Genomic DNA, 23,566 nt, shown 5'->3' on the forward strand with positions numbered 1-23,566 from the left:
TTTCCGTGCCCATGTCCGTGCACGGATGGCTCCTCCCTGTGCCGTTCGGGCAAGGGCATGGACCCGGGTACGTCTGCGGTGCAAACACCCATATCCATCTGCAAAAAAGGGGGGCAGTTGGTATGCGTTCAGCCAAAAGCGGTTACGGGGGCAGCGATCACGGCCATCACGCGATGGCCCGTGAAACGAAAAAGATGTTTTCGGATTGGGCGTCCACGTGGAAGGACGTCCTCCGAGGCAAATCGCTCGGCACCGATCTGCTCTCCGGCATCACCGTTGCGGCCGTTGCCCTGCCACTGAATCTCGCCCTCGCCGTCGTGAGCGGGCTGCCGCCCATCGCGGGCCTCATCGCAGGATCGCTGGGCGGTTTGATCGCGGGCGCGCTCGGCGGGGCCACGTTGCAAGTCACCGGGCCGGCTGCTGCGCTGAGCATGATGGTCCTGGGCCTCGCGACCGAGTTCGGTCCGGCCGGCGTTGCCATGGCAACCGTTTTCACGGGCATCGTGCTGCTCTCGCTCTCCGCGTTGCGGGCGGGCAAGCTCGCGGGGTTCGTGCCGGAGGCCGTGCTGGCCGGGTTCACCACCGGCGTCGGCATCAAGCTGCTCGACGCGCAGCTCCCCGAGCTACTCGGCTTCAATTACAAGGTCGTCGAGATTGCCCAGATGATGCACCGGCCCGAGTGGCTTCACGATGTCTCGTGGATGGCCGCGGTATCCGGCCTCTTCGTGGCGTTCCTGGTGACGACCTCGGCGCGCTTCAAGCGATTCCCCGCGGCGCTCGTGGGCATCGCGGTGGTGACCTTCGTCTCGGTCTACGACAACTGGGACATCGAGCGCGTGGGCACGATCCCCTCGGTCTTTCCGAAGCCGTCGTTTCCGGCCCTCGAAGAAGACCGGTGGCTCGATCTTCTCCTCAAGGCCACCCCGTTGGCGCTGCTCGCCGGGGTCGAGTCGCTGCTGTCGGCCCGCGCGGTGGACCGCATGGCCCAGGCCAAGACGCCGCACAACCCCAACCTGGAACTCTTCGGGCAGGGCGTGGCCAACCTTACCGTGGGCATGATGTCGGGCATGCCGGTGACCGGCGTCATCGTGCGCTCGGGTGTCAATGTGCAGAGCGGTGCCAGGACGCGCCTTTCCTCGATGGTGCACGCGCTGGTGCTCGCCGCGTGCGTGCTCTATCTGAGCCCGCACATCGCGCGCATTCCGCTGGCCGCGCTGGCCGGCCTCCTCTGCGTGGTGGGCGTGCGCCTCATCGAGGTCGGCACGTTCATCCACCTGGCGCGCGCCAAAAGGATGCAAGTCGTTGCCTTCGGGCTCACCGCGGCCGGAACCGTGAGCGGGCACCTGATGATGGGCCTCGTGGCGGGATTGCTCGTCGCCTGGCTCGATCACTACCTCCGCAGAGACGAGCGCATCGAATCGGGCAAGATCGCCGCTCGTCACGATCCGAACCTGCGCGCCGTCGTCGGACCGCCGAAGCCGGCCTTCACGTACGTGCACGAGAGCGAGCGCGGGCCGGAGTTTCAAAAATGGCTTTCGAACATCCGCGCCCAGGTGCGGCGTGCGAAGAGCAGCTACGTCCACAAGCAGGCCAACGTCATCGGCCGCATCGTGATGGAGGAGCACGTGCACGTTGCCGCGGGCAGCTCGGTGCGCGCGGATGAAGGGGCGCCCTTCTTCATCGGCGCCAACACGAACATCCAGGACGGTGTCGTCATCCATGCCCTGAAGGACAAGTTCGTGCGGGTCAAAGGCGACGACTGGGCGGTGTACGTGGGCAAGAGCGTCTCGATTGCACACGACGCGCTCGTCCACGGGCCGTGTTTCGTGGGCGACCACACCTTCATCGGGTTCAAAGCTGTGGTGCACGACTCCATCATCGGCCCCCACTGTTTCATCGGCATCGGCGCCGTGGTCGTCGGCGTGGAACTCCCCGAGGGGCGTTTCGTCCCCCATGGCACCATCGTGGACAATGCGGAAAAAGCGGCCGCGCTCCCACCCGTGAGCGAAGCGCAGCACGCCTTCAACGAGGACGTCGTCGAGGTCAACCGCGGTCTCGCTGAGGCCTACGTGCGCCAAGGCGGGCGTTCGAGCGCGCCGGCAACCGCGCGTCGCCGCCTCATTTCGCACGTGCGACGGCTCGACGACTCCGCCGAGGCGGGGTGGTTTCCTCCGGCGCGCACCAAGGGACGGTTCTGAACGATGTGAATGGAGACGGCTATGCTGGCATACGGACTGATGATGGGGATGGCGGCGTACCTGTTGCTCATGGTGGCGCGCTCATTTTTCCGGATCGACGAGGGCTACCTCGGCGTGTTGACGACCTTCGGGGCGGCGGTCACCGAGGATGGAAAAACGCTGAAGCTTTACCCGCCAGGCCTGCACTTCAAGTGGCCATGGCAAAAGGTCCACCGCGTCGCCACGATGGAGCAGAACCTCGACTTGTCCGGTGAAGGCGGCGGCCGCATGGCCATGGCGGAGGACGGCACCGTGCTTCGCGTCGACGCCATCCTTCGGTTTGCCCCCGCGAAAGAGCAGCTGCACGCGTTCCTCTTCGGGCTGAAGGCGCCGCTCGAGCACATCACGGAGTTGTTCACGTGCCTGCTCCGCAACGAGATTGCCAACTTCGGCAAGGCCGGCCGCGATTCGATGCCGCGCGTTTCGGTGAGCTCGTGTCCGGAGGGCATCGAGAAGATCCAGCGGGAGAACGACGCCGGCTCGTACGCGCTCATCCGGCGCGAACGCCACGAGCTCAATCGCCGCATCGAAGGCTTCTGCCGCGAGCAGGTGGGCGAACGGTACGGCGTGCAATTCAACGCCGTCGAGCTGACCGATATCTTCCCACCCGACGAGCTCGTAGAAGCCCTGAACGCCGTGATGCGCGCCAACGCCGAGGCGGACGAAGCATACGCCAGCGCGGAGGCCGACTGCGAACGGCAGATCCTCGCCGCCGAACGCGGTGTCGAAATCGCCAAAGCCCGCGCACTTGCCGCCGAACGCGAGATCCGGACCTTGGCCACGTACTTGGACGAGCTTCGTCAGAACAAGACGCTCGGGCTCTACGTACAGCGGCGCCGGGCCGAGGTGCTTTCCCAGTCCAAGTCCTATTTCCTGAGGAGCCCGTGATGAACGACACGTGGATGCTCGCCGTCGGTGCAGCCATGGGATTCGGTTTGCTTCCGGCGCTGGGGGCGCTCCTGCGCGCCCTTCGTGTCGAAGTGGAGAACGAAGAGGTGGCGCTGGTCACCCGTTTCGGCAAATTGGCCGGTGTGCTCGCCCGCCCGGGTTGGCACTGGGTGCTCGATCGCATGCTGCCGCACGTGAAGGTGATTCCGGTGTCGCTGCGGCGCGACTTCCGAAACATCACGAACATTCGCGTGAACGATGCCCGCGGCACCACCGTGCTGGTGGACATCTTCCTCGAATTTCGCGTCGTCGATCCGGTGAAGGCGACCTTCGACGTGGCCGATTGGGATCGGTCGCTCGACAACGCGGTGTCGCACGCCGTGATCTCCATTTTCGGCAACCGCGCATTCAACGAGATTTTGTGCGACCGCACCGAGCTCAACGAGCGGCTGCGGCGCGAGCTGGAGGCCGAAACGCAGCGGTGGGGGATCGGCATCGAGCTGGCCCTCGTCCGCAACGTCAGCCTCCTCCCGGAGGTGTCGCAGCAGGTCGTTCACAGGATTGCGGCGCGCCTCGAGCGGGCCAAGGCCTTCGTGGAAGAGGAGGTCCAACAGCGCGTGGCACTGTGTGAAGCGCAGACCAGCGCGCGGGTGGCCGAGCTCCTGGCCGACGCCAAGGCGCAGTACCCGGCGGCGGTGGGGCGGGCCTATGCCGATCTGAAGAAGAATCCCGAGCTTTTCGCCGCCTACGAGGCGCTCTACGAGCTGTCGCTGGTGAACCCATCGCGTCTGACGGCGTTCAAGGGGTTTGCCGAGTCGGAGATCCGGGCCGCCGATGCGGCCGTGCTTGCGAGCCCCGTCGAGGGAGGCTGCCCCTCATCCGGCGCCATTCCGATTCTCGGCGGGGGCGGGACCGCGCTCCAGGCGCACGCAGACCGTGCCAGCGGATTCGACGGGGACGGCGAATAAGCCGGCGGGCTCGGGTGGCCTGCGCTGTGGTACAGGAATAGCCATGTCCGCAGATCCGTCACCCCCGCCCGCCAAACCGACCGACTTCATTCGTGAGAAGGTGGCGGCCGACCAGCAGGTGAACAAATACGGCGGCCGCGTGGCCACCCGCTTTCCGCCGGAGCCGAACGGCTACCTGCACATCGGGCACGCCAAGTCGATCTGCTTGAACTTCGGGATCGCGCAGGACTTCAACGGCGTGTGCCACCTGCGCATGGATGACACGAACCCCACGACGGAAGATCCGGAGTACGTGGCGGCCATTCAGCGCGACGTGCGCTGGCTCGGGTTCGACTGGGGCGAGAACATGTTCTACGCCTCGGACTATTACGAGAAGCTCTACGAGCTGGCCGAGAAGCTCATCACGCTCGGGCGCGCCTACGTGTGCGATCTGTCCGAGGATCAGATGGCCGAGTACCGCGGCACCGTGGGGCAGCCGGGCAAGGAGAGCCCGTACCGCAACCGCACCGTCGAGGAGAACCTCGATCGGTTCCGGCGCATGCGCAAAGGCGAGTTTCCCGAGGGTTCGTGCACCCTGCGCGGCAAGATCGACATGACGTCGCCCAACATGAAGATGCGCGACCCGCCGCTCTACCGCATCAAGCACGCGCACCATTACCGCACGGGCGACGCATGGTGCATCTACCCGCTCTACGACTTCGCGCACTGTCTGTCCGACTCGATCGAGCGCATCACGCACTCGATTTGCACGCTGGAATTCGAGAGCGCGCGCGAGCTGTACGACTGGGTCGTTCAGGCCACCGAGGTGCCCTGGGTGCCGAAGCAGACAGAGTTTGCGCGGCTCAATTTGAATTACACGGTGATGAGCAAGCGCAAGCTGCTGCAGCTCGTGAACGAGGGGCACGTGCACGGGTGGGACGATCCGCGCATGCCGACGCTCGCGGGCATGCGCCGCCGCGGCTACACGCCCGAGGCGATTCGCGACTTCTGCCAGCGCGTGGGCGTCGCCCGCAATTTGAGCACGGTCGACGTGGCCCTGCTCGAGCACACGGTGCGCGAGGATTTGAACACGCGCTCGCCGCGCGTGCTGGCGGTGCTGCGGCCGCTGAAGGTGACCATCGAGAACTGGCCCGCGGGCGAGGTGGAGGAGCTCGACGGTCCGTACTGGCCGCACGATGTGCCCAAGGAAGGGTCGCGCAAGATCCCCTTCTCGGGGCAGCTGTACATCGACCGCGATGACTTCATGGAGAACCCGCCGAAGGACTTTTACCGGCTGGCGCCAGGTCGTTCGGTGCGGTTGCGGCATGGCTACATCGTGACGTGCACGCAGGTGCTCAAGGATGCGGCGGGCGAGGTGACGGAGCTCGTGTGCACCTACGATCCGGCGACCCGGGGCGGGATGGCGCCGAAGGGCAAGAAGATCGACGGCACGATCCAGTGGGTCAGCGCGGCGCACGCGGTGGATGCCGAGGTGCGGCTGTACGATCGGCTGTTCGCGGTGGAGGTTCCCGGTGCGTCGGGGGCGGACTTCAAGACGGACTTGAACCCGCAGTCGCTCACGACGGTGACGGCCAAGGTGGAGCCCAGCTTGGCGACGGCGGCGGTGGGCGATCGTTTCCAGTTCGAGCGATTGGGGTTCTTTTACGTGGACCTCGATTCGAAGGCGGGCGCGTTGGTGTTCAATCGAACCGTGTCGCTCAAGGACTCGTGGGCCAAGGCGGCGAAGCCTGCGGCGGCGCCTGCACCCAAGCCGGCGCGGAAGCCGGCTGCGGCGGCGGCACCTGCGCAACAGGCACCCCAGGCAGCCGTGACCATCGATGCCGTGCCCGAGCTGAAACCGATCTACGAAGCGGCGGTGAAGGCCGGCGCCAAAGAGAAGGCGGCGTTGTCGCTGCTGACCAACGACGTGCTCGGGGAGATTCGGGCGCGCGGGCTCGAGGTGCCGCCGTTCGACGGTGCGGCGGTGGCGGAGTTGCTCGCGCTCATCGACGATGGGACGCTCTCGACGAAGCTCGCGAAGGACGTGCTCGGCGCCATGTTCGAGGGCGAAGGAACGCCGCGCGCCATCGTCGAAAAGCGGGGCCTGCGGCAGATCGGTGACCGCGGACAGGTCGAGTCGGCGGTGGACATGGTGCTGGCGGCGAATGCCGATGCGGTGGCGCGTTACCGCGCGGGCAACGCCAACGTGCTCGGCGCGCTCGTGGGGTTGACCATCAAGGCCACCGGCGGCCGGGCCAATCCGAAGCTCGTCACGGACATCCTGAAGAGCAAACTCGCAGGAGGCGCCTCATGATCCAGGGATGGCTCGCGCCCCACGGCGAGCGCGCATTCACCGCGATGCGCGTCGTGTTGGGGCTCATGTTTTCCATTCACGGAATGCAAAAGCTTTTTGGCATTCTCGGGGCGCAAGCCGTGCCCGTGGCTTCGCAAATGGGCGTGGGCGGCGTAATCGAATTCACGAGCGGGCTGCTCATTGCCTTTGGCCTCTTCACCTCGTGGGCCGCCTTCATTGCCAGCGGGCAGATGGCCGTGGCCTATTTGCAATTCCATTGGAAATTCCAATTCGGCGCCGCCTTTTTCCCGGTGGTGAACAAAGGCGAATTGGCCGTCGTGTACTGCTTTGCATTCCTCTATTTGGCATGCCGCGGTCCCGGCCCCTTCAGCCTCGACGCTTACCGTTCGAGCCGATAGCGCACGCGGTAAATGTCTCCGCGGCCGAGCACGTGGGGTGGTCTGTACGAATTGAAGTACAACACCCCCGGCTCGCGCGGATTCACGGCCGCCCCGAAGTCCCATGTTTCCGTCGAATTGATGGTATTGCCCAGCCACGTGGGCTCGGGGTAGCGCCCGCGGACAGGCGAGCTCACGTGCAGATCCACTTGGTCCGCGCCGCGTCGCTCGGAGGCGAACACCAAGGTGCGGCCGTCATAGAGAAACGCCGCATCGAAGTCATCGAGCTCCGAATTGATGGCCGGGCCCAGGTTCTCGGCCACGGCCCACGCCTGTGAGGACGTGTCGCTCCGGACCGAGACGAACAAATCGTGCTTTCCCTTTCCGCCCCGGCCATCGGAGGCGAACACCAGACGCTCGCCATCGGGTGAAAGGACCGGGCCCCACTCGTCGCCCGTCGAGTTGACGTTGGGGCCGAGGTTCACGGCCTCGCCGTAGGCGCCCTCGCGAACGGGCACGAAGTACACATCGTCTCCGCCCAAGCCGCCGGGCCGGTTCGAAAAGAAGTAAACGCCGGAGCCATCCGGCGCGAACGACGGATCGAAGTCGTTTTGCGGTGCATTGAACGAGACCAGGTGCGGCGGCGACCAGCCGCCCGGCGTGCGCACGATTTCCCAAATGTCCCAGGCGCCGGGGCCGCCGGTGCGGTCCGTGCTACCCCAGAGCATACGTTGGCCGTCGGGGCTGAAGGTCAGTTTCACCTCGGAATTCTCCGTGGTGACCACGTTGGGGAAGGCCAGCTCCGGCTCGCCGTCGAGAACGACCCGCTTCGGCTCCTCGCCGCACGCGAGCAGGCACGCACAAAACGCCGTGAGAATCCGCATCATGAAGGGCTCCTTCCCACCCATACGGAAGACACGCGAATGTTGTGGTTCGCGGCGCCTCTTTTTTATGGAGCGCGCTCTAGACTAAGGGCGCCTGCAGCCCAGCGTGCGGCTTCGTTGGGCGGCTTCGCGGGCGGAGAGCGAGGGCGGCTTGGCCGCGCCCCATCGATCGAGCACCACGCGGTAGGCGGCGCATGCCCCGGGCACATCGCCCGTCCGCTCTTTGGCGAGGCCCAGCCACAGATGCGCGCGCACGTTTGCAAAGGGTTGATCGAGGCCTTGGCAGCTTTTGGCGGCGGTTTGCAAGGACTCGAGGGCGCGCGCATTCTCGCCGGCCTCCAGGTAAAGATGGCCTTCGTAGGCATCGAGAAGGCCCACGTGCGTGGCGGCCACGCCGAAGGGCTCGAACAGCGATGGATCGCCCGGCGGCGCGAGCTTCGATGCTGCGTTGGCGTCGATGCCTTTGCCGGCCGCGCTTCCCCAGGCGATGGCCCATCGTTCGAACGCGTTCATGCGCGCGGTGCTCTCCCACGTGCGAATGCCCTCCGCCCAGAGGGCAGGGGTGAGCTGCCCCTGTTCGAGTTGCGCGGCCAGCATCACGGGCTCGTAGTAGTACGCCCCCGACTCGTGCCGATCGATGCTCATGTCGCCGTGCGTCCACGCGTCCTTCTGACGCATCACGCGCGCCGCGAGCCGTGCGGCCTCCCCGCTGCGGCCGATCTCCTGCAACGTCTCCACCTGCATCAAGTTGGCGCGCACGTGCGCCTCCGCGTTTGCCGCGCCGGTCACGTGCTTCTCGAGTTGCTCGGCCAGCCGCAGCGCCTGCTCGAAGTCGCCGGTCCACACCGCCACCTTGACCAGATCGTGCAGACGCATCGTCTCGGCCTCGCCCGCAGGCTGCGCCTTCCACCGCATCGAAAGCGCCTCCAGCAGCGTCTCGTGCGGGGCGCCCGTGGCCGCCAAGGATGCGGCCAAATCGCGGTATGCCAAGGCGCTCTCGGGATCGCGCGCCATCCAGCGGCGGGATTCCGCGACGGCCTCTTGGCACATACCGCGCCGCCGCAGGACCAAAATGCGATCGCGCAGGCAATCACCCGCGCCGGGTGCCACTTGGATGCACCGATCCAGCGCCGACAAATGGTCCTCGACCCGCCCGAGCTGCGCGAGGATCCGGCCCTGCAGCTGCCAGGCATCCGCGTAAAGCGGGTCGATGTCGGCCGCCTCCCGCGCCCGCGCCAGATCGGTCTCCAGCGTGCCCGCATCGGTCGCGGCGGCGGCGCTGGTGTGCGAGGCGAGCGACAGCAGCTCGGCATCGCGTGGAAAATGCCGGAGCGCCTCCTCGAGGATCCGCACGGCCGCGGGCCGATCGGGAACCTCGGAGACGATGAACACCGCCGTCGAGTCGAGCACCGCCCGATCGCGCTCGCGCAAAGCGCCCCGCAGCGCCTGCGCGCGGCGCAGGTACTCGCGCTGCTGCCCGATGGGGGCGTAGATCTCGCTGGTCATCACCAGGCGAACGACGACCTCGGGGCACGACGGATCGCGCTCGAAAGCGCGTTCGAAGGCGTGGTGCGCGCGCTCCCAGGTGGCCTCCCGGATCGCCTGCAGGCCATCGCGGTATGCCGCCACCGCCTCGGGATGGCACGACGGCGAGGCGGGGAGATCCGTGACACGCACGGCCGGTGCCGGCGCTTCGATGTGCGCGGCCGGCGCACGCCGCATCCACGCACCGCCGGCGGCCACCAGCGCCATGGCGGCGAGACCCAGTGCCGCGGCGCGCCCAAGTCGACGGCGTTTGCGGAGGCCGGGGCGCGCGAGCTCCCGTGCGGCGCGATCGAGTTCGGTGTCCACTTCCCGGGCCGTGCCTGGACGCTTCGCCGGGTCCTTGTTCAGGAGCCGAGCGACGAGCGCATCCAGCGCCGGCGGCACCTCGGGGGCGAGGGTACGAACGCGGGGCGGCTCGTGGAGCAGCAGCTTCGCGATGATGGTGAACGCGTCGGGGCCGTCGAAGGCCTCGCGCTGCGTGATGCAGCGAAAGAGCAGGCACCCCAGCGCGAAAAGATCCGCGCGTCCATCGAGGTCGCGGTGCGCGCGCACTTGTTCCGGCGCCATGTACCCGGGCGTGCCCACCGCGCGCTCGCCCGTGGCGCTCGTCGGGCGGCGCTCCGCATCCACGAAGCGCGCAATCCCGAAGTCGGCCAACTGGGCATCCTCCGCGCGCCGCCCGGGCAAAAGCACGTTGCTCGGCTTCACGTCGCGGTGGATCAGCCCCATCCCGTGCGCCGCCTCGAGCGCCTGCGCGATGCGCCGCCCCAGCGCGATGGTCTCACGCAGCTCGAGAGGCGCGCGCGCCAGCCGCTGGCCGAGCGTTTCGCCCTCGATCCACTGCATGACCAAGTACGGCTCTCCCTCCTCCGAGATGCCATGGGTCACGTAGCCGACGATGGCGGGATGCGACAGCCCCGCAAGCGCGCGCGCCTCCCGCTCGAAGCGCCTCTCGTTGGTCTCGCGGAGAATCTTGAGCGCCACCGTCGCGCCACTCTCGCCGTCGATGGCGCGGTACACGATGCCCATGGCGCCCACGCCCGCCTCGCCTTCCACGCGAAACCGGCCGGCAAAGAGCTCGGGCTCCTCCACGGCCTGGCGGAAATTCTCGATCCAGGATTTGGGCTCCCGGATCAAACGTCGACCCCGAGCACCAGGCGCGCCTCGCTGCGAAATTCCTCGGGATCGCTGGTCAGCTCGCGCAAGGTGAGGAGCACGATGGCGCGAAACTCGCGCCGTGCGTACTGGAGCCGGTGGGTCAGCTCGGGGACGGAAATGCCCAGCTGCTCGGCGAGCGAAGCATACGAGGGCTTCTCCGCGCCGGTTTCCGCGACATGGTACCGATCGAAGGCGACGAAATGCCCCTCTCGCCCGGCCGCGACGAGCGCCGTGCGCAATTGCCCGAGCGACACCTCGAAGAGATGACGCACCCACTCCGCCTCGAAAAAGCGCTCGGGATCGGCCACGCCCCCATCGCCCACCTCCGCCTCGGCCGAGGCGAAATCCAGCGCAAGGGGAGCCACACCCTCACCGCGCTTTTTGGCCTGATCGTGCCGTGCGGCATCGACCACGAACCGATCGAGGCACACGCGTACGAAGGTCCGAAAGCGCGACCGCGAGGTTTCATAACCCTGAAACGTATGCTTGGCTAGGACGCGCAGAAAGAAGTCCTGCGTCATTTCCTCTGCCTCGTGCGGTGGCTTTTGCCAGCGCATGCGCACGTATTTGTACACGGGCTTCCAGTACGCCGTGGCCAATCGATCCATCGAGCGCGCCCGCTCCGCGGCATCCTCGCTTTGGAGTCCAAAGACGATGGACATCGTCGTTGTCGGGAAACGCAGATCCGCCATGATCGCGTCATCGTACCACGTCGCACCATGGGAGCCTCTCAGGGCTGTAAGATGGTGTTTCGCCTTGCGATCCGACGGCCGGAAAAACTAGTCTGCCCCCGCGTGCCCACCGCCGAATTATGCATCGCTCCCGCGATGAAATAGTTCGTTTTCCGACGTTCCTGAACAGGGAGGCGATGATGAGACGATGGGGCATTGGTGCATTTGCACTCGTTATTTTGGCAATTTCGGCGGGCTGCAGTGCCACCGCGGAATCGGAAGATGGAACGGCGTCCGATTCGCAGGCTCGTATGTACGAATACCGCGTTCACAATGCGGTGGCGCGGGCCGACGAATTGGCCAGTTCCGGCGTGGATCTGCTGGAAAGACGCCAGGGAAATGACCTGTTCGTTCTCGGCGATGACGCGACGGCGGAGCAGTTGCGCGCACTGGGATTCGACATTTCGTTGCACAAAGAAGTCGTATTGCCGCGGTGGACGCCTCCGCAATTGCGCGTCAGCAATGAAGAGACGACGCTCGCGGATGTCAATGAGACGTATTATGGCGGCTACCATACGGTCAATGCGCACTATGCGCACCTCGACAAGGTTGCCACCGACCATCCCGATTTGGCCAAGGTCGTGACGTACGGCCAATCGTGGAAAAAGACCAAGGGCAACGGCGGTTACGATCTGAAGGCCATTTGCATCACCAAGCAAGGCTCGGGCGATTGTGCGCTAAGCCCCAATTCGACGAAGCCGCGCTTTTTGCTCTACACGCAAATTCATGCACGCGAGATCACCACCGGTGAAGTGTCCTGGCGCTGGATCGATTACTTGGTGGACAATTACGCCAGCGACTCCACCGTGAAGCAGCTGCTCGATACCGAGGAGCTCTGGGTCGTTCCCATTGCCAATCCGGACGGCCTGGAAATCGTCCAGCAGGGGGGGAACAATCCGCGCCTGCAGCGCAAGAACGCGGACACCGCGAACGAGACGAGCACCACCTGCAGTGTGCCCAACCACGGCGTGGACTTGAATCGCAATTTCGCCAGTCACTGGGGCGGCGCCAGCACGACCACGAACGTCTGCGGTGAGACCTACCGCGGGCCGCGGGCGGATTCGGAGCCGGAGACGCAGTCGTCGGAGAGCCTCTGGCGCAAGCTTTTCCCGGCGGTGCGCGGGCCGAACCAGAGCGATCCCTCGCCGCAGACGGCCAAGGGGCTTCTGATGACGCTTCACTCCGACGCGAACACGGTCATGTTCCCTTGGTACTACTCCAACGTGGCCTCCGCCAACGACTCCACGCAGCGCGCCATCGCGCGGCAGCTCGGGTCGATCACGGGCTACGAGTATGGCCGCTCGGGCGAGGTCCTCTACGCCGCTTCGGGCAGCACCGACGACTGGGCGTACGAGAAGCTCGGCGTTTCGGTGTTCACCATCGAGGTGGGCGATCCGAACACGTTTGGCAGCTGCAGCGGCTTCCTCCCGCCCTACTCGTGCCAGACGAGCCTCTTCTGGCCGAAGATGCGCCCCGCATTGATCTACGCCGCGCAAAAGGCCGTGGCGCCGTTCAAGCCCTAGTTTGTCGCACCTCGTCAATTCAAGAGGTACGCCTCCAGCCAAAGGAGTCCGAGCGACACGATCAAAGTGGGCACCGTGACCAACACGCCGGTGCGCACGAAGTCGGTCGTTCGGATCTCCACGCCGAGGCGGTGCAACATCTCGATCCAGAGCAGGCCTGCGAGCGATCCCATGGGGAGAAAGCGCGGGCCGAGATCGCCGCCCACGAGGGCGGCGAGCGTGCGCCATGTTTTGTCGCCGGGGAGCTCGCCGATGGCCAGCGCATTGAGCGCGGCCGCCGGGTGGTTGTTCAACATGGCCGATCCCACGGCCGACACCGCGCCCGTGAGGCCGATTTGCGCGCCGACGTGCTCGCCCGCGGCGGCATAAAGCTGCGCGATGGCGTGGGTGAGGCCTACGTTCTCCAGGCCCAGCGCGGTGACGAAAATGACGAAGAGAAACGCGAGCACGTCCCACGCGACGGAGCCGAAGGCCTGCCCGATGGTCACCCGGCCGTCGCGCACGCCCACGATGCAAATGATGAGCGCCCCGCACGAAGCCGCGATCCACACCGGGCCGTCGAAGAACGACAGAATGGGGTACGCGAGAAGCATCGCGCCGAGGATGACCAGCACCGCGTTGGCGCTCTGCTCCATGGGTGCGAGCGAGCCATGCTCCGGACCGCGCGCCGGAATGGAGTCCTCGAGCTCCTTGCGGAAGGCCACGCGCAGCATGAAATACGACACGAGTGAGCCCGCCGCCGCCACCGGCAGCATGCGCAGCGCGTACGCGTTGAAGCCGAGCCCCACCCGCTCCGCGACGACCAGGTTCATCGGGTTCGAAGTGCAGAGCGGCGCGATGCCCCCCGAGACGAACACCGCGAACGCAAACGGTCCCACGAGGTACTGCCGCCGTGGGTAGAGCCGCTGAATGAGCGGAACGATGATGGGCGTGAGCAGCAAAATGGCCGCGTCGTTGTTGAAGATCGCCGCCGTCAGCGCCCCGATGACGTACACCGTGCCGAAAGCGCGCGGCACCGCGCCCCGCGTGCGGATCTCGATGCTGCGTGCCACCCGATCGAGGATGCCCAGCCGGTGCGCAACCGACGTCATGGCCATCACCGAGGCCACCGTCAGGAGCGGCCGCCAGAGCAGGGTGGCCCCGCGCAGGAGGTCGTGCCAGGCCAGCACGCCGGTGGCCAACATGAGCAGCACGCCAGGAATGGCCCCGATGGCCGGATCGAGCCGCCCGATGCGGGCGATGTGCGGACGGCCGACAACCAGCGAAATCGTCAGCGCCAGGGCTCCGAAGGCCGTGAGGAGCACCTCCGCAGTGTACCAGGCCGCCCGGCCCGCATCGATGAGCTTGTGAAGTTTCGTGAAGAGCGGAGCCCCGTCCTGGACGCGCGCCGCGCCTCACCTAGGATCGCACGGTGCGCCCCTGGTATTCGCTCTTGCCGTTCCTCGCGTTCATGATCGCGGTGACCGGTGGTCTTCATTATTACCTCTACGCGCGGCTGGCGCGCGCACCCGAGCTCGAGGCCGTGCAGCGCATCGGCAGCTGGGTCTTTCTCGTGGGCGCCATCCTCACGCCGCTGGGGGTCATCGGGGCACGCAATCTCCCGCGTCCGCTCGCCACGGTCGTGGCGGCGGTGGTGTTCAGTTGGATGGGCCTGGTCATCATCGCCTTTTTCATGACCTTGGCTTCCGAGCCAATCCGCGCAGCGTTGGCGCTGCTCAAGGCCTCCAATGTGGTTCCCGACGACCCGGAGCGCCGGAATTTTCTGGCCCGGGCGCTGGCAGGCATCATCGGCGTCGGCGCCGTCGGGGTGGCCGGTTATGGCATGGCCAGCGCACTCGCGCCCGTCGTGGTGAAGCCCGTGCGCGTGGCGCTGAAGAAATTCCCCGCGGACCTCGGCACCTTCCGCATCGTGCAGCTTTCCGACGTGCACATCGGGCCGACCATCGATGGGCAATGGCTGCAGAAGGTCGTGGCCCGCGTGAACGAGCTCCAGCCGGATCTCGTGGCCATCACGGGCGATCTGGTGGACGGCTCCGTCGAGGAGCTCGGCGAGCACGTGGCGCACTTGCGCGAACTTCGCGCGAAGCACGGCGTCTTCTTCGTCACCGGCAACCACGAGTACTATTCGGGCGTCGATGCCTGGCTCGCCGAGTTGAAGCGCCTCGGCGTGCGCGTGCTGCGCAACGAACACGTGACCATTGGCGAGGGCGAATCGAGCTTCCACTTGGCGGGCGTCGACGACTGGCGCTCGCGCGAATTCCCCGGGCACGGCGCCGACTTGACGCGCGCGCTCGACGGCCGCGATCCCGCACGGGAGCTCATCTTGCTCGCGCACCAGCCGAAGCAGGCCATCGAGGCGGCGAAATCCGGCGTCGGCCTCCAGCTTTCGGGCCACACGCACGGCGGGCAGATCTTTCCGTGGGGCTTCTTCGTCAAGCTCGAGCAAGGCTTCGTCGCCGGGCTCGATCGCGTGGGGGAAATGCTGCTCTACACGAGCTGCGGCACAGGCTACTGGGGGCCGCCGATGCGCGTGGGCGCTCCGGCCGAAATCACGCTCATCGAGGTCCAGCGTCAGGCGTAAACGCCGTGCCGCTCACCGTGAGCGGGGCGAGCCATGCGGGCGGCGTCCATGGTGCTCCTTCGGACGCCCAGCGTTCGTCGGTGTATCGGTCGTAGTTCTCCGTGATGCGTTCGGAATACGCCGAGACGTAGCCGCGGTACGTCTGCGTGTGCGCCCCTCCGTCGTGCCGGATCGTGATCGCGATCTCGCGCGGCGGGCTCACGGCGACGTGCAGCACGCGCCCGACGTTCCGTCCCAGTTCGTCCACGGGCTCGGTGTGCACGTCGGCGATCACGGGTTTGAAGTCGAGGACCTCTTTCTTGTTCATATAGAGATCCGCGTACCACCCACCGGGCTCCTCGTAGGGCCCGCCGCAGCCCGCGTGCTTGCCGTCGATGGACACCATGTAATTGAGGTACTCGACATCGCGCTTGTCGAGCGGCTCGTTTCGCCGCTCCTTTTCGGCCATTTCGCGAAGGCGACCGGCCACGCCCGCGACATGCTGGAAATACTCTTGCAGCGGCGCCCGGTCACCGAGCACCAACGGCAGCGTTTCCATCGCCGCGCCACCTTTGCGTGCAAGCTCCTCGAGCGCCGCCCAAAACGACGGGTACGGATCCACGTAGCCATTGGGGTACTCGCAAATGATCCCGGTCACGGATTGCTTGGCATACAGGATGTTTGCGTGGCGCAGCTCGGCCCACGATGCGAGCTGCGTGTTCAAGAGCCGCATTCCCCACGCGCCGCTGGTGAGAGGCGCCGGCAGGCCACCATCGCGTGTCGGCTGGGGCGAGAGCTCCCGCAGGGTGCCCAGCCAACGATGGTAGAGGCTTCCCTGCCAGAGCGCAGGATTCGGTGCATCGGACTGCGTGGTCATCACGGCAAGCGCGCGCTGGTACTCGGCGCCATAACGCTGGACCTCGTCCTCGAGAAGCGTTCGCGCGCCGGGATGGTGAAGCACGGCGGCGGCCACGTCGAGCGGCGTGGGCATCATCCGCGTCGTGCGCAACTTGCCGAAGGTGAGCTCCGAAAAGACGTGCGAGTCGTAGACGTACCGTTGCCCGAGCGTGACGAAGGCCAGGATCGCATGGCCCCTTTCGACGATTTGCGTGCTGATGCGCTGCCGCGCGTGCGGCAAGAAGGCGCGAACCACATCGGCATCGGAAGCACCTTCGAGCCCGCCCGCCAGCGTCTTCATGCCCGCATCGAATCCCGGCAGGGACATGGAATCGGGCGGACCCACCAGCGCCTCCTGCGTCGAATCGAGCGTGCGCCACTGCACCTGCGCATCCGGCGTGAAGAGGCGGCGCAGCAGGCCCACCGCGCGCGCCACGCGTCGGTTCACCGTCCAGTCGCCATCGTTGCCCTCGGCGATGCGAAACTCGACGCGTCCGAGCCACGACATCGCCCGAAAATACTGTTGGAGCTCCGGCGAGCGCGTGTAGTGCCCGCGCGGTTTCAACATGGTGAAGTCGAACGACATGCCGCCGCCGAAAAGGGCGAGCCCCGAGCCCTGGGCGGAGGTTGCGTTCTCCACGATCTCGGCAATGGCGCGCGGGTCGGCGCCTGCGACCGGGGCAATCGGTTTGCCCGAGGCCAAGCTCGCAGCCACGGTGAGGTAGGTATCGAGGTCACGCCGGGCCTCCTCGTCGCCCGCGGCACGGGCGAGTTCGCTGCGAAGTGCATCCAAGAGCCGCTCGAGCGCAGGAATGAGGGCGCGGTACTCGACGCGCGCGAGAATGTCGTCGTAGGACGACTGCCAGCCTTCGAGGATGGCGTCCGCGGTGACGTACACGGGCTCGTGCCTGTGAAAAAGATCCGCGTAGCCCCGGTGGAAGCTCCTGGCGCTGCGGCCGCCGATCGCGATGCCGTACTTCGCCAGAAGCTGCGACTCCGTCCCGCCTGGGCCGGTGGGAAGATCCTCGACGTGCTCGGCGGCCGAGTGGTCCTCCACGTGCGCCGGAGGATCCTCGGGCAGAATGACTCGGTTGCGGTGCGAATGCGCCCAGAGCGCCCACCCTGCGATGCCCACGGCTGCGGTGACGGCGGACGAGAGTGCGACCTTCGATAGGCGGCTCATCAAGCCTTGGACGAAACTCGCACCGGATCGATGCTAGGCTCCGCGCGGCAAAAAAGCATCCAACCACGACAAACGAGGTCGATCATGATTCAGCCTGGCGAGCGAATTCCGAATGCCACCCTCCGTGAATCCAAGGGCTACGACGAAGCGACGCACTGTCCGACGGCGCCCGAGGCCGTCGAAGTCGAGGCCCTCACCAAGGGGAAGAAGGTCGTCTTCTTCGGTCTCCCCGGCGCATTCACGCCCACGTGCTCGAGCAAGCACGTGCCCGGCTACCTGGAGGCCTACGATGCATTGAAGGCCAAAGGCGTCGACGAAATCGTGTGCGTCAGCGTCAACGACGGCTTCGTCATGGGCGCGTGGGGCCGCGATCAGAAGGTGGGCTCGCGCATCCGCATGATGGGTGACGGGAGCGCCGACTTCACGAAGAAGCTCGGCCTCGAGCTCGATCTCACGCCGAACGGCATGGGCGTGCGTTGCCGGCGCTTCTCCATGCTCGTCGACGACGGCGTCGTGAAGAGCGTGAACGTCGAAGCGGGCGGCAAGTTCGAGGTCAGCGACGCGCAGACGATGTTGAAGCAAGTGTAAGAGCGGATTCGACCCGCTCCCGCTCACCCTCCCGCTCCCGATCTCTCGGGCAAGACCGGGAGCGGGAGCGGGATCGGGATCGGGAAAGAAACGGAGTTACGAGAGCTGCCGCTTCAAGGCGCTCATGGTGGCGTGCGAGGTTCGCTGGAGCGGGAGCACGCGGGTTTCAATCAGTGCGCGCGTGGTCGAGTCGAGGTTGCCCAGGTCGGACTGGTAGTCCCGGTTACCGTGGTCTTCGCCCTCTTCCAGCGCGGTGATCGCGGCCTTTTCGCCCAGTGCAGTTGCGCCACCCTCGATCAATTTGGTGAAGGCTCCCCATGCGCCGGAGGACCCGGCCGGCGTGCCCCCAAGCTGCCGAATGTACTCGGCGAGAATGGCCGCCCGCTGTTCGTGCGACTGTTGGCACGACACGAGTTCCTGTCGATGGGTGGTGGTCTTCAAGTGTTCGAGCGCCTGGCGGTACGTCTCGACCGCGGAGATCTCCCCGCGAAGAAACGAATTGAGTTGGGTCACGCTTCGTTCGGTGGCTGTCATCGCTATCCTCCTTTCAGGTGCCACACGTGCCGTGCAGCATGTGGGGGACCCTGCGCATTTCATGCCGCAGCGCCGGACTGGACGAGCGCGATTCGCTCAGAGCACTTCAATCAACGGACGGTCGACGGGTCGTTGCTTTGGCAACTTTTTACGGCCGCCATCAGCGGACTCCGACGTTGCTGCCACGGCGAGGTGGATGACCTCGTACTTGATCTTCTTGGTCGACTGTGCGTGCTTGATGAGTTGCTGCATGGTCCGGATGGCGTCGAAGCGCGACGTCGACCGGCACTGGCAATCGGGGAGCAGCGGGCACTGCGCGAGAATGGTGCCGTCGTCTTCGTAGCGAAGGATGATGGGTAGGTTCCGTAGTGAGTTCATGGGGTGTGGCATCCCTTCAAGCGATCGGTTGGTCCCCCACGGCGGACAGTACATGCCGGAATTGGGCCGACACTCGAAACGGCTGAAACGGCCCGGGCATCGGAAAGCGCGCAGAAATTCAATGGCGGCAAAATGCCCCGGTGTGCGTGAAGTACTCACCCTACCGAGCCCGTGCAGGAAAGCGCTTGCCTGCCTGACTGCTCAGCTACAATCCGGTCCCTCTTTGGGAGGGATCGCACCGTGAACGACTTCATTCCAAAAATTCTCGAGCCCATCGACGACGACTACGTGTACGTCGCGTTGGCCGTGCGCGTGAAACGCTGCGCGAGCTGTCATCTGCCCATGATTCCGGCCGCCGATCGCATGCCGCTTTACTCCGCGGGCTTTCCGCACATGACCCCGGAGCAGCAAGCGAAGCGCGCGGGGTGGCCCGAGATCACGCTTTATGCGGTGAACATCGAAGGCCGCCACATTTGCGATGCGTGCGCCCTGCAAGGCCACGCGAAGTTTCTCTGCGCCCTATGCCAAAAGGAGCGCGACTCCAGCGCCATCCAAGCGCGCTTCGGCACCCGCGCCGAGTACCTCTGCAAGCCGTGTTACGTGACCGTGCCGGCGGCCGAGTGGGATGCCAAGAGCGACGAGCTCTCGCAGAAACATCGGCACGACTGACGGAGGAGATCGCGACGTTGCGCACGCTGAACCGGGTCGTCCTTTGCGGTGCGGGCGCGTTGGGCGCGACCTACGCGGAGCGATTTTTCGCGCTCGATCCGACGTGCATCGCCATCGTGGCCGGAGGAGCCCGCGGCGCTCGCATCGCGCGCGATGGCCTCACCATCGATGGTCGCACGGTGCACCCCCGTTGCCTCGAGCCCGGCGGGAAGGGAGAAGCTGCGGATTTGCTCCTCGTCGGGGTGAAGCAGCATCACTTGGCCCAGGCCATCGAGGACGTGCGCGGTTACGTGGGCGAAGGCACCCTCATCGTGTCGTTGCTCAACGGCATCTCGAGTGAGGAGATCCTGGGCCGCGCCTTTGGGCCGGAGAAGCTGCTGAACGCCTTCGTGGTGGGCATCGATGCCGTGCGCGAGGACGGTGTGGTGCGTTACTCGAGCATCGGCCGCCTCGTGTTCGGCGCGCGCTCGGGCGATCGCTCCGATGCGCGCGTGCAGGCGGTGAGGGCGCTCTTGGAGCGCGCGGGAATCCCGTACGAGATCCCCGACGACATCGTGCACGCGCAGTGGTGGAAGTTCATGCTCAACGTCGGCGGCAACCAGGTTTCCGCCGTGCTGCGCGCGCCCTTCGGCGCCTTCGTGACCGTGCCCGAGGTGCGCGAGCTCGCGCGACTTGCGGCGCGGGAAGTGATGGCCGTGGCCCCGCACGAGGGCGTCCAGCTCACCGAGGCGGATCTCGAGGCCATGTTCGCGCTGATCGCGCGGCTCGGCCCCGAGGGGAAGACGTCGATGCTGCAAGACGTGGAGGCCGGTCGCAAAACCGAGGTGGAGATCTTTGCCGGCACCGTGGTGGAACTCGGCCGCCGCCATGGCGTGCCCACGCCCGTGAACGCGATGCTCGGTCAGATGCTCGCGGGTCTCGAGGGCATCGCCCGCTCACGGGGCTCCCTTGCATAGTGCGGCGATGGCCGCATCGGCGTGAATGCGGCCCTGGAGGGCGTTCTTTCCTTGGAACGCGATCCAACCTTCGTTGAACCCATCGACCATGCGGATGCGCGGGTCGGGGTTCTTCATGCCCTGCGCAAGGAAGAGATCGCGCCAGGTGGTGCGGGGAACGGCCGTGGCCCGGACCGGCTTTCCCAAGGCGCGGGCCAACGCGCTGGCGAGATCGTCGGGCGAGACGCGCGAGGGGCCCTCGAGCTCGACGATGCGCCGGCCTTTCCACGTTTCCTGAAGGAGCTCCGCGGCGACGCGCCCCACATCCTGGGTGGCCACCATGGGGAATGGCGTGTCGAGCGGCTGCAGGTAGCTCGCCATGAAGCCCGCCTCGCGGGCGGCGGGCACGTCCCACGCGGCGTTTTCTAGGAACCACGCGGGCCGCAGGATGGTGAGCGGCAATGCCACGTCGCTCAGCGCGGCCTCGATGAGCCCGTGCTGCGTGAGCAGGTTCTCGTGCGGGGCATCGGCGCCGATGGTGGAAAGGTAAACGGCGCGCGCCGGCTTGGCCGCGATCAATGCGGTCATGAAACTCTGGCCCAGCGCGCGCGCCTCCGGAAAACCGGGCTGCGGATCGAAGGCGGGCGGCGGCAGAAGGAACACCGCCGTCGCGCCTGCGAAGGCGCGTGCGAGTGCGGAAGCATCCTCCACCGTGGCCAGCGCCACCTCACAACCGAGCCGAGCCCATTTCTCGCCCTTGCGCGCGTCCCGCACGACGGCGCGGACGGGCTTGCCAGCCGCCAGCAAGGTGCGCGCGACTTCTCCACCGACTTTTCCCGTGATCCCCGTGATGGCGTACATGTTCGTTTCCTCCGCGGGGATTTCTAGGCGCGGCGCATTGTTGCCGCCGGTGCTATTGAGTCACAGTATTGGTGATGCGGAATCAACGGGGGCCACGATGGCATTCGACGCGCGCGTGATTTCCAACGTCGGCGTTCTCGCCGCCATCGTGGAGGGAGGCAGCTTCGCGCGGGCGGCGGACGCGCTGGGACTCTCGCGCTCCGGTGTGAGCCGGGCGGTCTCGCGGTTGGAAACGCGCGTGGGTGTGCGGCTTCTCGATCGAACGACGCGCGCGGTGGCGCTGACCGACGAGGGCCGCAAGCTGTATTCCGAGGTGGCGCCGCTGCTGACCGGCATCGAGGACGCGGTGACCGTCACCTCCGGCGCATCGGTCGCCGTGCGCGGTCGCCTGCGCGTGAACGTCGATGCCTTTTTTTCGCGGCTCATGTTCACGCCGCACCTCGCCGAGTTCCTCGCGCTGTATCCCGAGCTATCGCTCGAGCTGATCGCGCGCGATCAACTGGGCGATCTCGTGGGCGAAGGTTTCGACATCGCCGTGCGCTTCGGCACCCCGCCGGAGTCGTCGTTGGTGGCGAAAAAGCTGCTCGAGACACCCACCGTCACGGTGGCCTCGCCGGCGTATTTGCGGGCGCACGGCTGCCCGAAGGTTCCTAGCGATCTCGCTCGGCATGCCTGCATCCAGGTGCGCGATTCATTGACCGGCCGCCCCATCGAAGAGTGGCAATTTCAAAAGGGCGACGACGTCGTTCACGTCCGGGCCACGAGCCGCCTCATGGTGGCGGAATTTGGAACCTTGCTCGGCGCCTGCCTGCAAGGTGTGGGCATTGCGCGGTTCAAGGCGATTGGCATTCAGCAGCTTTTGCAGGACGGCGCCCTCGTTCAGGTCCTTCCCGACTGGCCTGGCGCGATCTTTCCATTGTACGCGCTCTACCCCTCGCGCCACCTCCCGCCCGCCAAGGTCCGCGCGTTCATCGACTTCATCGAAGAGCGGATTAAGATGTCCGACGAAAAAGGAGACGCACCATGACGACGGGAAAGAAATTGGCTGCTTCGGCCATCGTGGGCATCTTGGCCGGCGCTGCCGTCATCAGCAGCGCACAGGCCAGCGGGAAGATCGTGGGCGACGGCCCGAGTAGCGCCGAGCAGGGCGACAAATTCGGCTGTGGAGGCCACGACGGCGGCAAGTGCAACGGGAAGTGCGGCTCGAAGAATGCCTGCAAAGGCGTGGCCTTTCCGCTTCCTCACTGACTCCCGGTGTTGCACGCCGGGGAGATGAAGCCGTCGATGCGGTAGCCGCCCATCGTGCTCGATGTGCTGCCGACCGTGCCGGAATAGGACGGCATGTTGGTCATGACTTTGGACGTGCTCGGGCCATTGGGACCGTTCCAATTGCCGCTGACGCTTTGAATGGTCCCATCGTCGTTCACCACGGTGACGAGGGCCACGTGGTCGGCGTAACCGCCGCCGTTGGAGTTGAAGACGACGGCGTCGCCGACGTGCGGTGTGTCATTGAGCGTGCCGTGGTTCTTGCCATAAAGGTAAAAGCTGCCGGCCGCAGGGGACAAGCCGTCGACGTCGACTTTGCCGGTCGAGGCCCAGACCCACTTGGCGAAGTCGGCGCACCACTCTTCGGGGCTGCCGCCGTTGCCCGTGCAGCTCGAGCCAAAAGCGTGCTCCCCGGTGCTGGTCGTGTCGCACGCGCCCTTGCCGAGGTTGTCGTTCGCATGTTGGGCGATCTCTCCTCCGACGGTGCATTCATTGGCCTGGAAGTTCTGCTGGCCGGCCTGAAACGACGAGACGAGGCTCACTTGATCCTGAACGAGGCCCTTCCCATCGCCGCCGACGAGGCCTTGCGCGCCCAGGCCGCCGCCGCCTCCGACGTGCAGCGCATGGAAGGGCATGGAGACCTTTTCGCCGGTGCGTTCATTGGTAAAGCCGATTTCGCTGTGCGCATCGTTCAAGGCGTACGTGCCGCTTTCCCGGCAGCGGCTCGCGGTGCCGCACGGGCTGCGCCACAGTGAATAGCGGCCTTCGTCGCCAAAGGTGATTTCGCGAATCGTCCCCTCGGTGGTCGCACGGTAAGCGCCGCGCAAGTGCATGGGCGTTGCGGTTTCGTTCGAGGATGACGACGACGAGCAGCCCGCGAGCACGCACTGCGACAACACCACGACGTTAGCGACCGCCCACCATGCTCTCATGAAATCACCTCCGGACCTGCGCAGGTGCAACGCGCGGGCCGTCGGGGCGGGTGCCGTGTATACGCGGTATATACGCAATATTCCGCCAGAGAAAAACGAACCGGGGAACCAACCGTTCCGCCGCGGAAACGGAGCTTCCTATTTCGCCGGGGAACCGAG

The 23,566-nt window shown here is 66.1% G+C and carries 21 protein-coding genes; 12 read left to right on the forward strand and 9 right to left on the reverse strand.

Annotated features, from left to right (window positions below; all coding sequences use genetic code 11):
* Window positions 1–122: 122 nt before the first annotated feature.
* Genes LZC95_49075 through LZC95_49095 form a run of 5 tightly spaced genes read left to right on the forward strand, consistent with a single transcriptional unit; the run spans window position 123 to window position 6,784 of the window.
* Entirely contained in the window at window positions 123–2,198 is a 2,076-nt protein-coding gene (locus LZC95_49075; GenBank protein ID WXA94387.1) for a hypothetical protein, read from the forward strand.
* Window positions 2,199–2,219: 21 nt separating this feature from the next.
* Window positions 2,220–3,125, forward strand: a complete 906-nt coding sequence (locus LZC95_49080) for an SPFH/Band 7/PHB domain protein (protein ID WXA94388.1) — start codon at window positions 2,220–2,222, stop codon at window positions 3,123–3,125.
* Window positions 3,125–4,093 (forward strand): SPFH domain-containing protein, encoded by a 969-nt coding sequence (locus LZC95_49085; GenBank protein WXA94389.1) that lies wholly within the window; start codon window positions 3,125–3,127, stop codon window positions 4,091–4,093. The genes LZC95_49080 and LZC95_49085 overlap by 1 nt, the downstream gene beginning before the upstream one ends.
* A 43-nt stretch (window positions 4,094–4,136) precedes the next feature.
* On the forward strand, window positions 4,137–6,386 hold the full coding sequence (locus LZC95_49090; GenBank protein ID WXA94390.1) for a glutamine--tRNA ligase/YqeY domain fusion protein: 2,250 nt from the start codon (window positions 4,137–4,139) through the stop codon (window positions 6,384–6,386).
* Window positions 6,383–6,784, forward strand: a complete 402-nt coding sequence (locus LZC95_49095; GenBank protein ID WXA94391.1) for a DoxX family protein — start codon at window positions 6,383–6,385, stop codon at window positions 6,782–6,784. The genes LZC95_49090 and LZC95_49095 overlap by 4 nt, the downstream gene beginning before the upstream one ends.
* On the opposite strand, the gene LZC95_49100 is transcribed toward LZC95_49095, so the two are convergent.
* The 3 genes from LZC95_49100 to LZC95_49110 all read right to left on the reverse strand — a co-directional run bounded on the left by LZC95_49100 (window position 6,766) and on the right by LZC95_49110 (window position 11,042).
* Window positions 6,766–7,650, reverse strand: a complete 885-nt coding sequence (locus tag LZC95_49100; GenBank protein WXA94392.1) for a hypothetical protein — start codon at window positions 7,648–7,650, stop codon at window positions 6,766–6,768. The genes LZC95_49095 and LZC95_49100 overlap by 19 nt on opposite strands.
* 81 nt (window positions 7,651–7,731) lie before the next feature.
* Window positions 7,732–10,329 (reverse strand): serine/threonine-protein kinase, encoded by a 2,598-nt coding sequence (locus tag LZC95_49105; protein ID WXA94393.1) that lies wholly within the window; start codon window positions 10,327–10,329, stop codon window positions 7,732–7,734.
* Window positions 10,326–11,042 carry a sigma-70 family RNA polymerase sigma factor gene (locus LZC95_49110; GenBank protein ID WXA94394.1) on the reverse strand — a complete coding sequence of 239 codons (717 nt, stop codon included), beginning with the start codon at window positions 11,040–11,042 and terminating at the stop codon, window positions 10,326–10,328. The genes LZC95_49105 and LZC95_49110 overlap by 4 nt, the downstream gene beginning before the upstream one ends.
* Window positions 11,043–11,218: 176 nt before the next feature.
* Here LZC95_49110 and LZC95_49115 point away from each other — a divergent pair, with 176 nt between their 5' ends.
* Window positions 11,219–12,604, forward strand: a complete 1,386-nt coding sequence (locus LZC95_49115; protein WXA94395.1) for a hypothetical protein — start codon at window positions 11,219–11,221, stop codon at window positions 12,602–12,604.
* Window positions 12,605–12,618: 14 nt separating this feature from the next.
* Here LZC95_49115 and LZC95_49120 read toward each other — a convergent pair whose 3' ends face one another.
* On the reverse strand, window positions 12,619–13,908 hold the full coding sequence (locus tag LZC95_49120) for a hypothetical protein (GenBank protein ID WXA94396.1): 1,290 nt from the start codon (window positions 13,906–13,908) through the stop codon (window positions 12,619–12,621).
* A gap of 107 nt (window positions 13,909–14,015) precedes the next feature.
* Between LZC95_49120 and LZC95_49125 the strand changes: the two genes are divergently transcribed.
* Window positions 14,016–15,185, forward strand: coding sequence for a metallophosphoesterase (locus LZC95_49125; GenBank protein WXA94397.1), 1,170 nt, complete (start codon window positions 14,016–14,018; stop codon window positions 15,183–15,185).
* Here the strand turns inward: LZC95_49125 and LZC95_49130 are convergent.
* Window positions 15,160–17,244 carry a DUF3160 domain-containing protein gene (locus LZC95_49130; protein WXA94398.1) on the reverse strand — a complete coding sequence of 695 codons (2,085 nt, stop codon included), beginning with the start codon at window positions 17,242–17,244 and terminating at the stop codon, window positions 15,160–15,162. The two genes, LZC95_49125 and LZC95_49130, sit on opposite strands and share 26 nt — an antisense overlap.
* A gap of 84 nt (window positions 17,245–17,328) precedes the next feature.
* Here LZC95_49130 and LZC95_49135 point away from each other — a divergent pair, with 84 nt between their 5' ends.
* Entirely contained in the window at window positions 17,329–17,832 is a 504-nt protein-coding gene (locus LZC95_49135; protein ID WXA94399.1) for a peroxiredoxin, read from the forward strand.
* A gap of 96 nt (window positions 17,833–17,928) precedes the next feature.
* Here the strand turns inward: LZC95_49135 and LZC95_49140 are convergent, their stop codons facing one another.
* Both LZC95_49140 and LZC95_49145 read right to left on the reverse strand, forming a co-directional pair.
* Window positions 17,929–18,366 (reverse strand): PA2169 family four-helix-bundle protein, encoded by a 438-nt coding sequence (locus LZC95_49140; protein ID WXA94400.1) that lies wholly within the window; start codon window positions 18,364–18,366, stop codon window positions 17,929–17,931.
* Between the two features lie 96 nt (window positions 18,367–18,462).
* Entirely contained in the window at window positions 18,463–18,744 is a 282-nt protein-coding gene (locus LZC95_49145; protein ID WXA94401.1) for a hypothetical protein, read from the reverse strand.
* 240 nt (window positions 18,745–18,984) lie between these two features.
* On the opposite strand from LZC95_49145, the gene LZC95_49150 reads away from it, so the two are divergent.
* Window positions 18,985–19,413, forward strand: a complete 429-nt coding sequence (locus LZC95_49150) for a hypothetical protein (protein ID WXA94402.1) — start codon at window positions 18,985–18,987, stop codon at window positions 19,411–19,413.
* 17 nt (window positions 19,414–19,430) lie between these two features.
* Window positions 19,431–20,369 (forward strand): ketopantoate reductase family protein, encoded by a 939-nt coding sequence (locus tag LZC95_49155; protein WXA94403.1) that lies wholly within the window; start codon window positions 19,431–19,433, stop codon window positions 20,367–20,369.
* Here LZC95_49155 and LZC95_49160 read toward each other — a convergent pair.
* Entirely contained in the window at window positions 20,349–21,209 is an 861-nt protein-coding gene (locus tag LZC95_49160) for an NAD(P)H-binding protein (GenBank protein ID WXA94404.1), read from the reverse strand. The two genes, LZC95_49155 and LZC95_49160, sit on opposite strands and share 21 nt — an antisense overlap.
* Window positions 21,210–21,306: 97 nt before the next feature.
* Here LZC95_49160 and LZC95_49165 point away from each other — a divergent pair, with 97 nt between their 5' ends.
* Together LZC95_49165 and LZC95_49170 are read left to right on the forward strand one after the other, a co-directional pair.
* Window positions 21,307–22,236 carry a LysR family transcriptional regulator gene (locus LZC95_49165; protein WXA94405.1) on the forward strand — a complete coding sequence of 310 codons (930 nt, stop codon included), beginning with the start codon at window positions 21,307–21,309 and terminating at the stop codon, window positions 22,234–22,236.
* Entirely contained in the window at window positions 22,233–22,457 is a 225-nt protein-coding gene (locus LZC95_49170) for a hypothetical protein (GenBank protein WXA94406.1), read from the forward strand. The genes LZC95_49165 and LZC95_49170 overlap by 4 nt, the downstream gene beginning before the upstream one ends.
* On the opposite strand, the gene LZC95_49175 is transcribed toward LZC95_49170, so the two are convergent.
* A complete protein-coding gene (locus tag LZC95_49175; protein ID WXA94407.1) occupies window positions 22,451–23,407 on the reverse strand; it encodes a CHAP domain-containing protein in 957 nt (318 codons plus the stop codon). The two genes, LZC95_49170 and LZC95_49175, sit on opposite strands and share 7 nt — an antisense overlap.
* Window positions 23,408–23,566 lie beyond the last annotated feature (159 nt).

It is taken from the genome of Sorangiineae bacterium MSr12523 (genome assembly GCA_037157775.1).
Taxonomy (GTDB): domain Bacteria; phylum Myxococcota_A; class Polyangia; order Polyangiales; family Polyangiaceae; genus Pendulispora; species Pendulispora brunnea.

Bases quoted from the DNA above. Each gene is read 5' to 3' on its own strand.
- LZC95_49095 (WXA94391.1), top strand. From the start codon at position 6,383: ATGATCCAGGGATGGCTCGCGCCCCACGGCGAGCGCGCATTCACCGCG.
- LZC95_49115 (WXA94395.1), top strand. From the start codon at position 11,219: ATGATGAGACGATGGGGCATTGGTGCATTTGCACTCGTTATTTTGGCA.
- LZC95_49175 (WXA94407.1), bottom strand. From the start codon at position 23,407: ATGAGAGCATGGTGGGCGGTCGCTAACGTCGTGGTGTTGTCGCAGTGC.
- LZC95_49160 (WXA94404.1), bottom strand. From the start codon at position 21,209: ATGTACGCCATCACGGGGATCACGGGAAAAGTCGGTGGAGAAGTCGCG.
- LZC95_49110 (WXA94394.1), bottom strand. From the start codon at position 11,042: ATGGCGGATCTGCGTTTCCCGACAACGACGATGTCCATCGTCTTTGGA.
- LZC95_49085 (WXA94389.1), top strand. From the start codon at position 3,125: ATGAACGACACGTGGATGCTCGCCGTCGGTGCAGCCATGGGATTCGGT.
- LZC95_49080 (WXA94388.1), top strand. From the start codon at position 2,220: ATGCTGGCATACGGACTGATGATGGGGATGGCGGCGTACCTGTTGCTC.
- LZC95_49130 (WXA94398.1), bottom strand. From the start codon at position 17,244: ATGAGCCGCCTATCGAAGGTCGCACTCTCGTCCGCCGTCACCGCAGCC.
- LZC95_49090 (WXA94390.1), top strand. From the start codon at position 4,137: ATGTCCGCAGATCCGTCACCCCCGCCCGCCAAACCGACCGACTTCATT.
- LZC95_49140 (WXA94400.1), bottom strand. From the start codon at position 18,366: ATGACAGCCACCGAACGAAGCGTGACCCAACTCAATTCGTTTCTTCGC.
- LZC95_49145 (WXA94401.1), bottom strand. From the start codon at position 18,744: ATGAACTCACTACGGAACCTACCCATCATCCTTCGCTACGAAGACGAC.
- LZC95_49170 (WXA94406.1), top strand. From the start codon at position 22,233: ATGACGACGGGAAAGAAATTGGCTGCTTCGGCCATCGTGGGCATCTTG.
- LZC95_49100 (WXA94392.1), bottom strand. From the start codon at position 7,650: ATGATGCGGATTCTCACGGCGTTTTGTGCGTGCCTGCTCGCGTGCGGC.
- LZC95_49075 (WXA94387.1), top strand. From the start codon at position 123: ATGCGTTCAGCCAAAAGCGGTTACGGGGGCAGCGATCACGGCCATCAC.
- LZC95_49165 (WXA94405.1), top strand. From the start codon at position 21,307: ATGGCATTCGACGCGCGCGTGATTTCCAACGTCGGCGTTCTCGCCGCC.
- LZC95_49135 (WXA94399.1), top strand. From the start codon at position 17,329: ATGATTCAGCCTGGCGAGCGAATTCCGAATGCCACCCTCCGTGAATCC.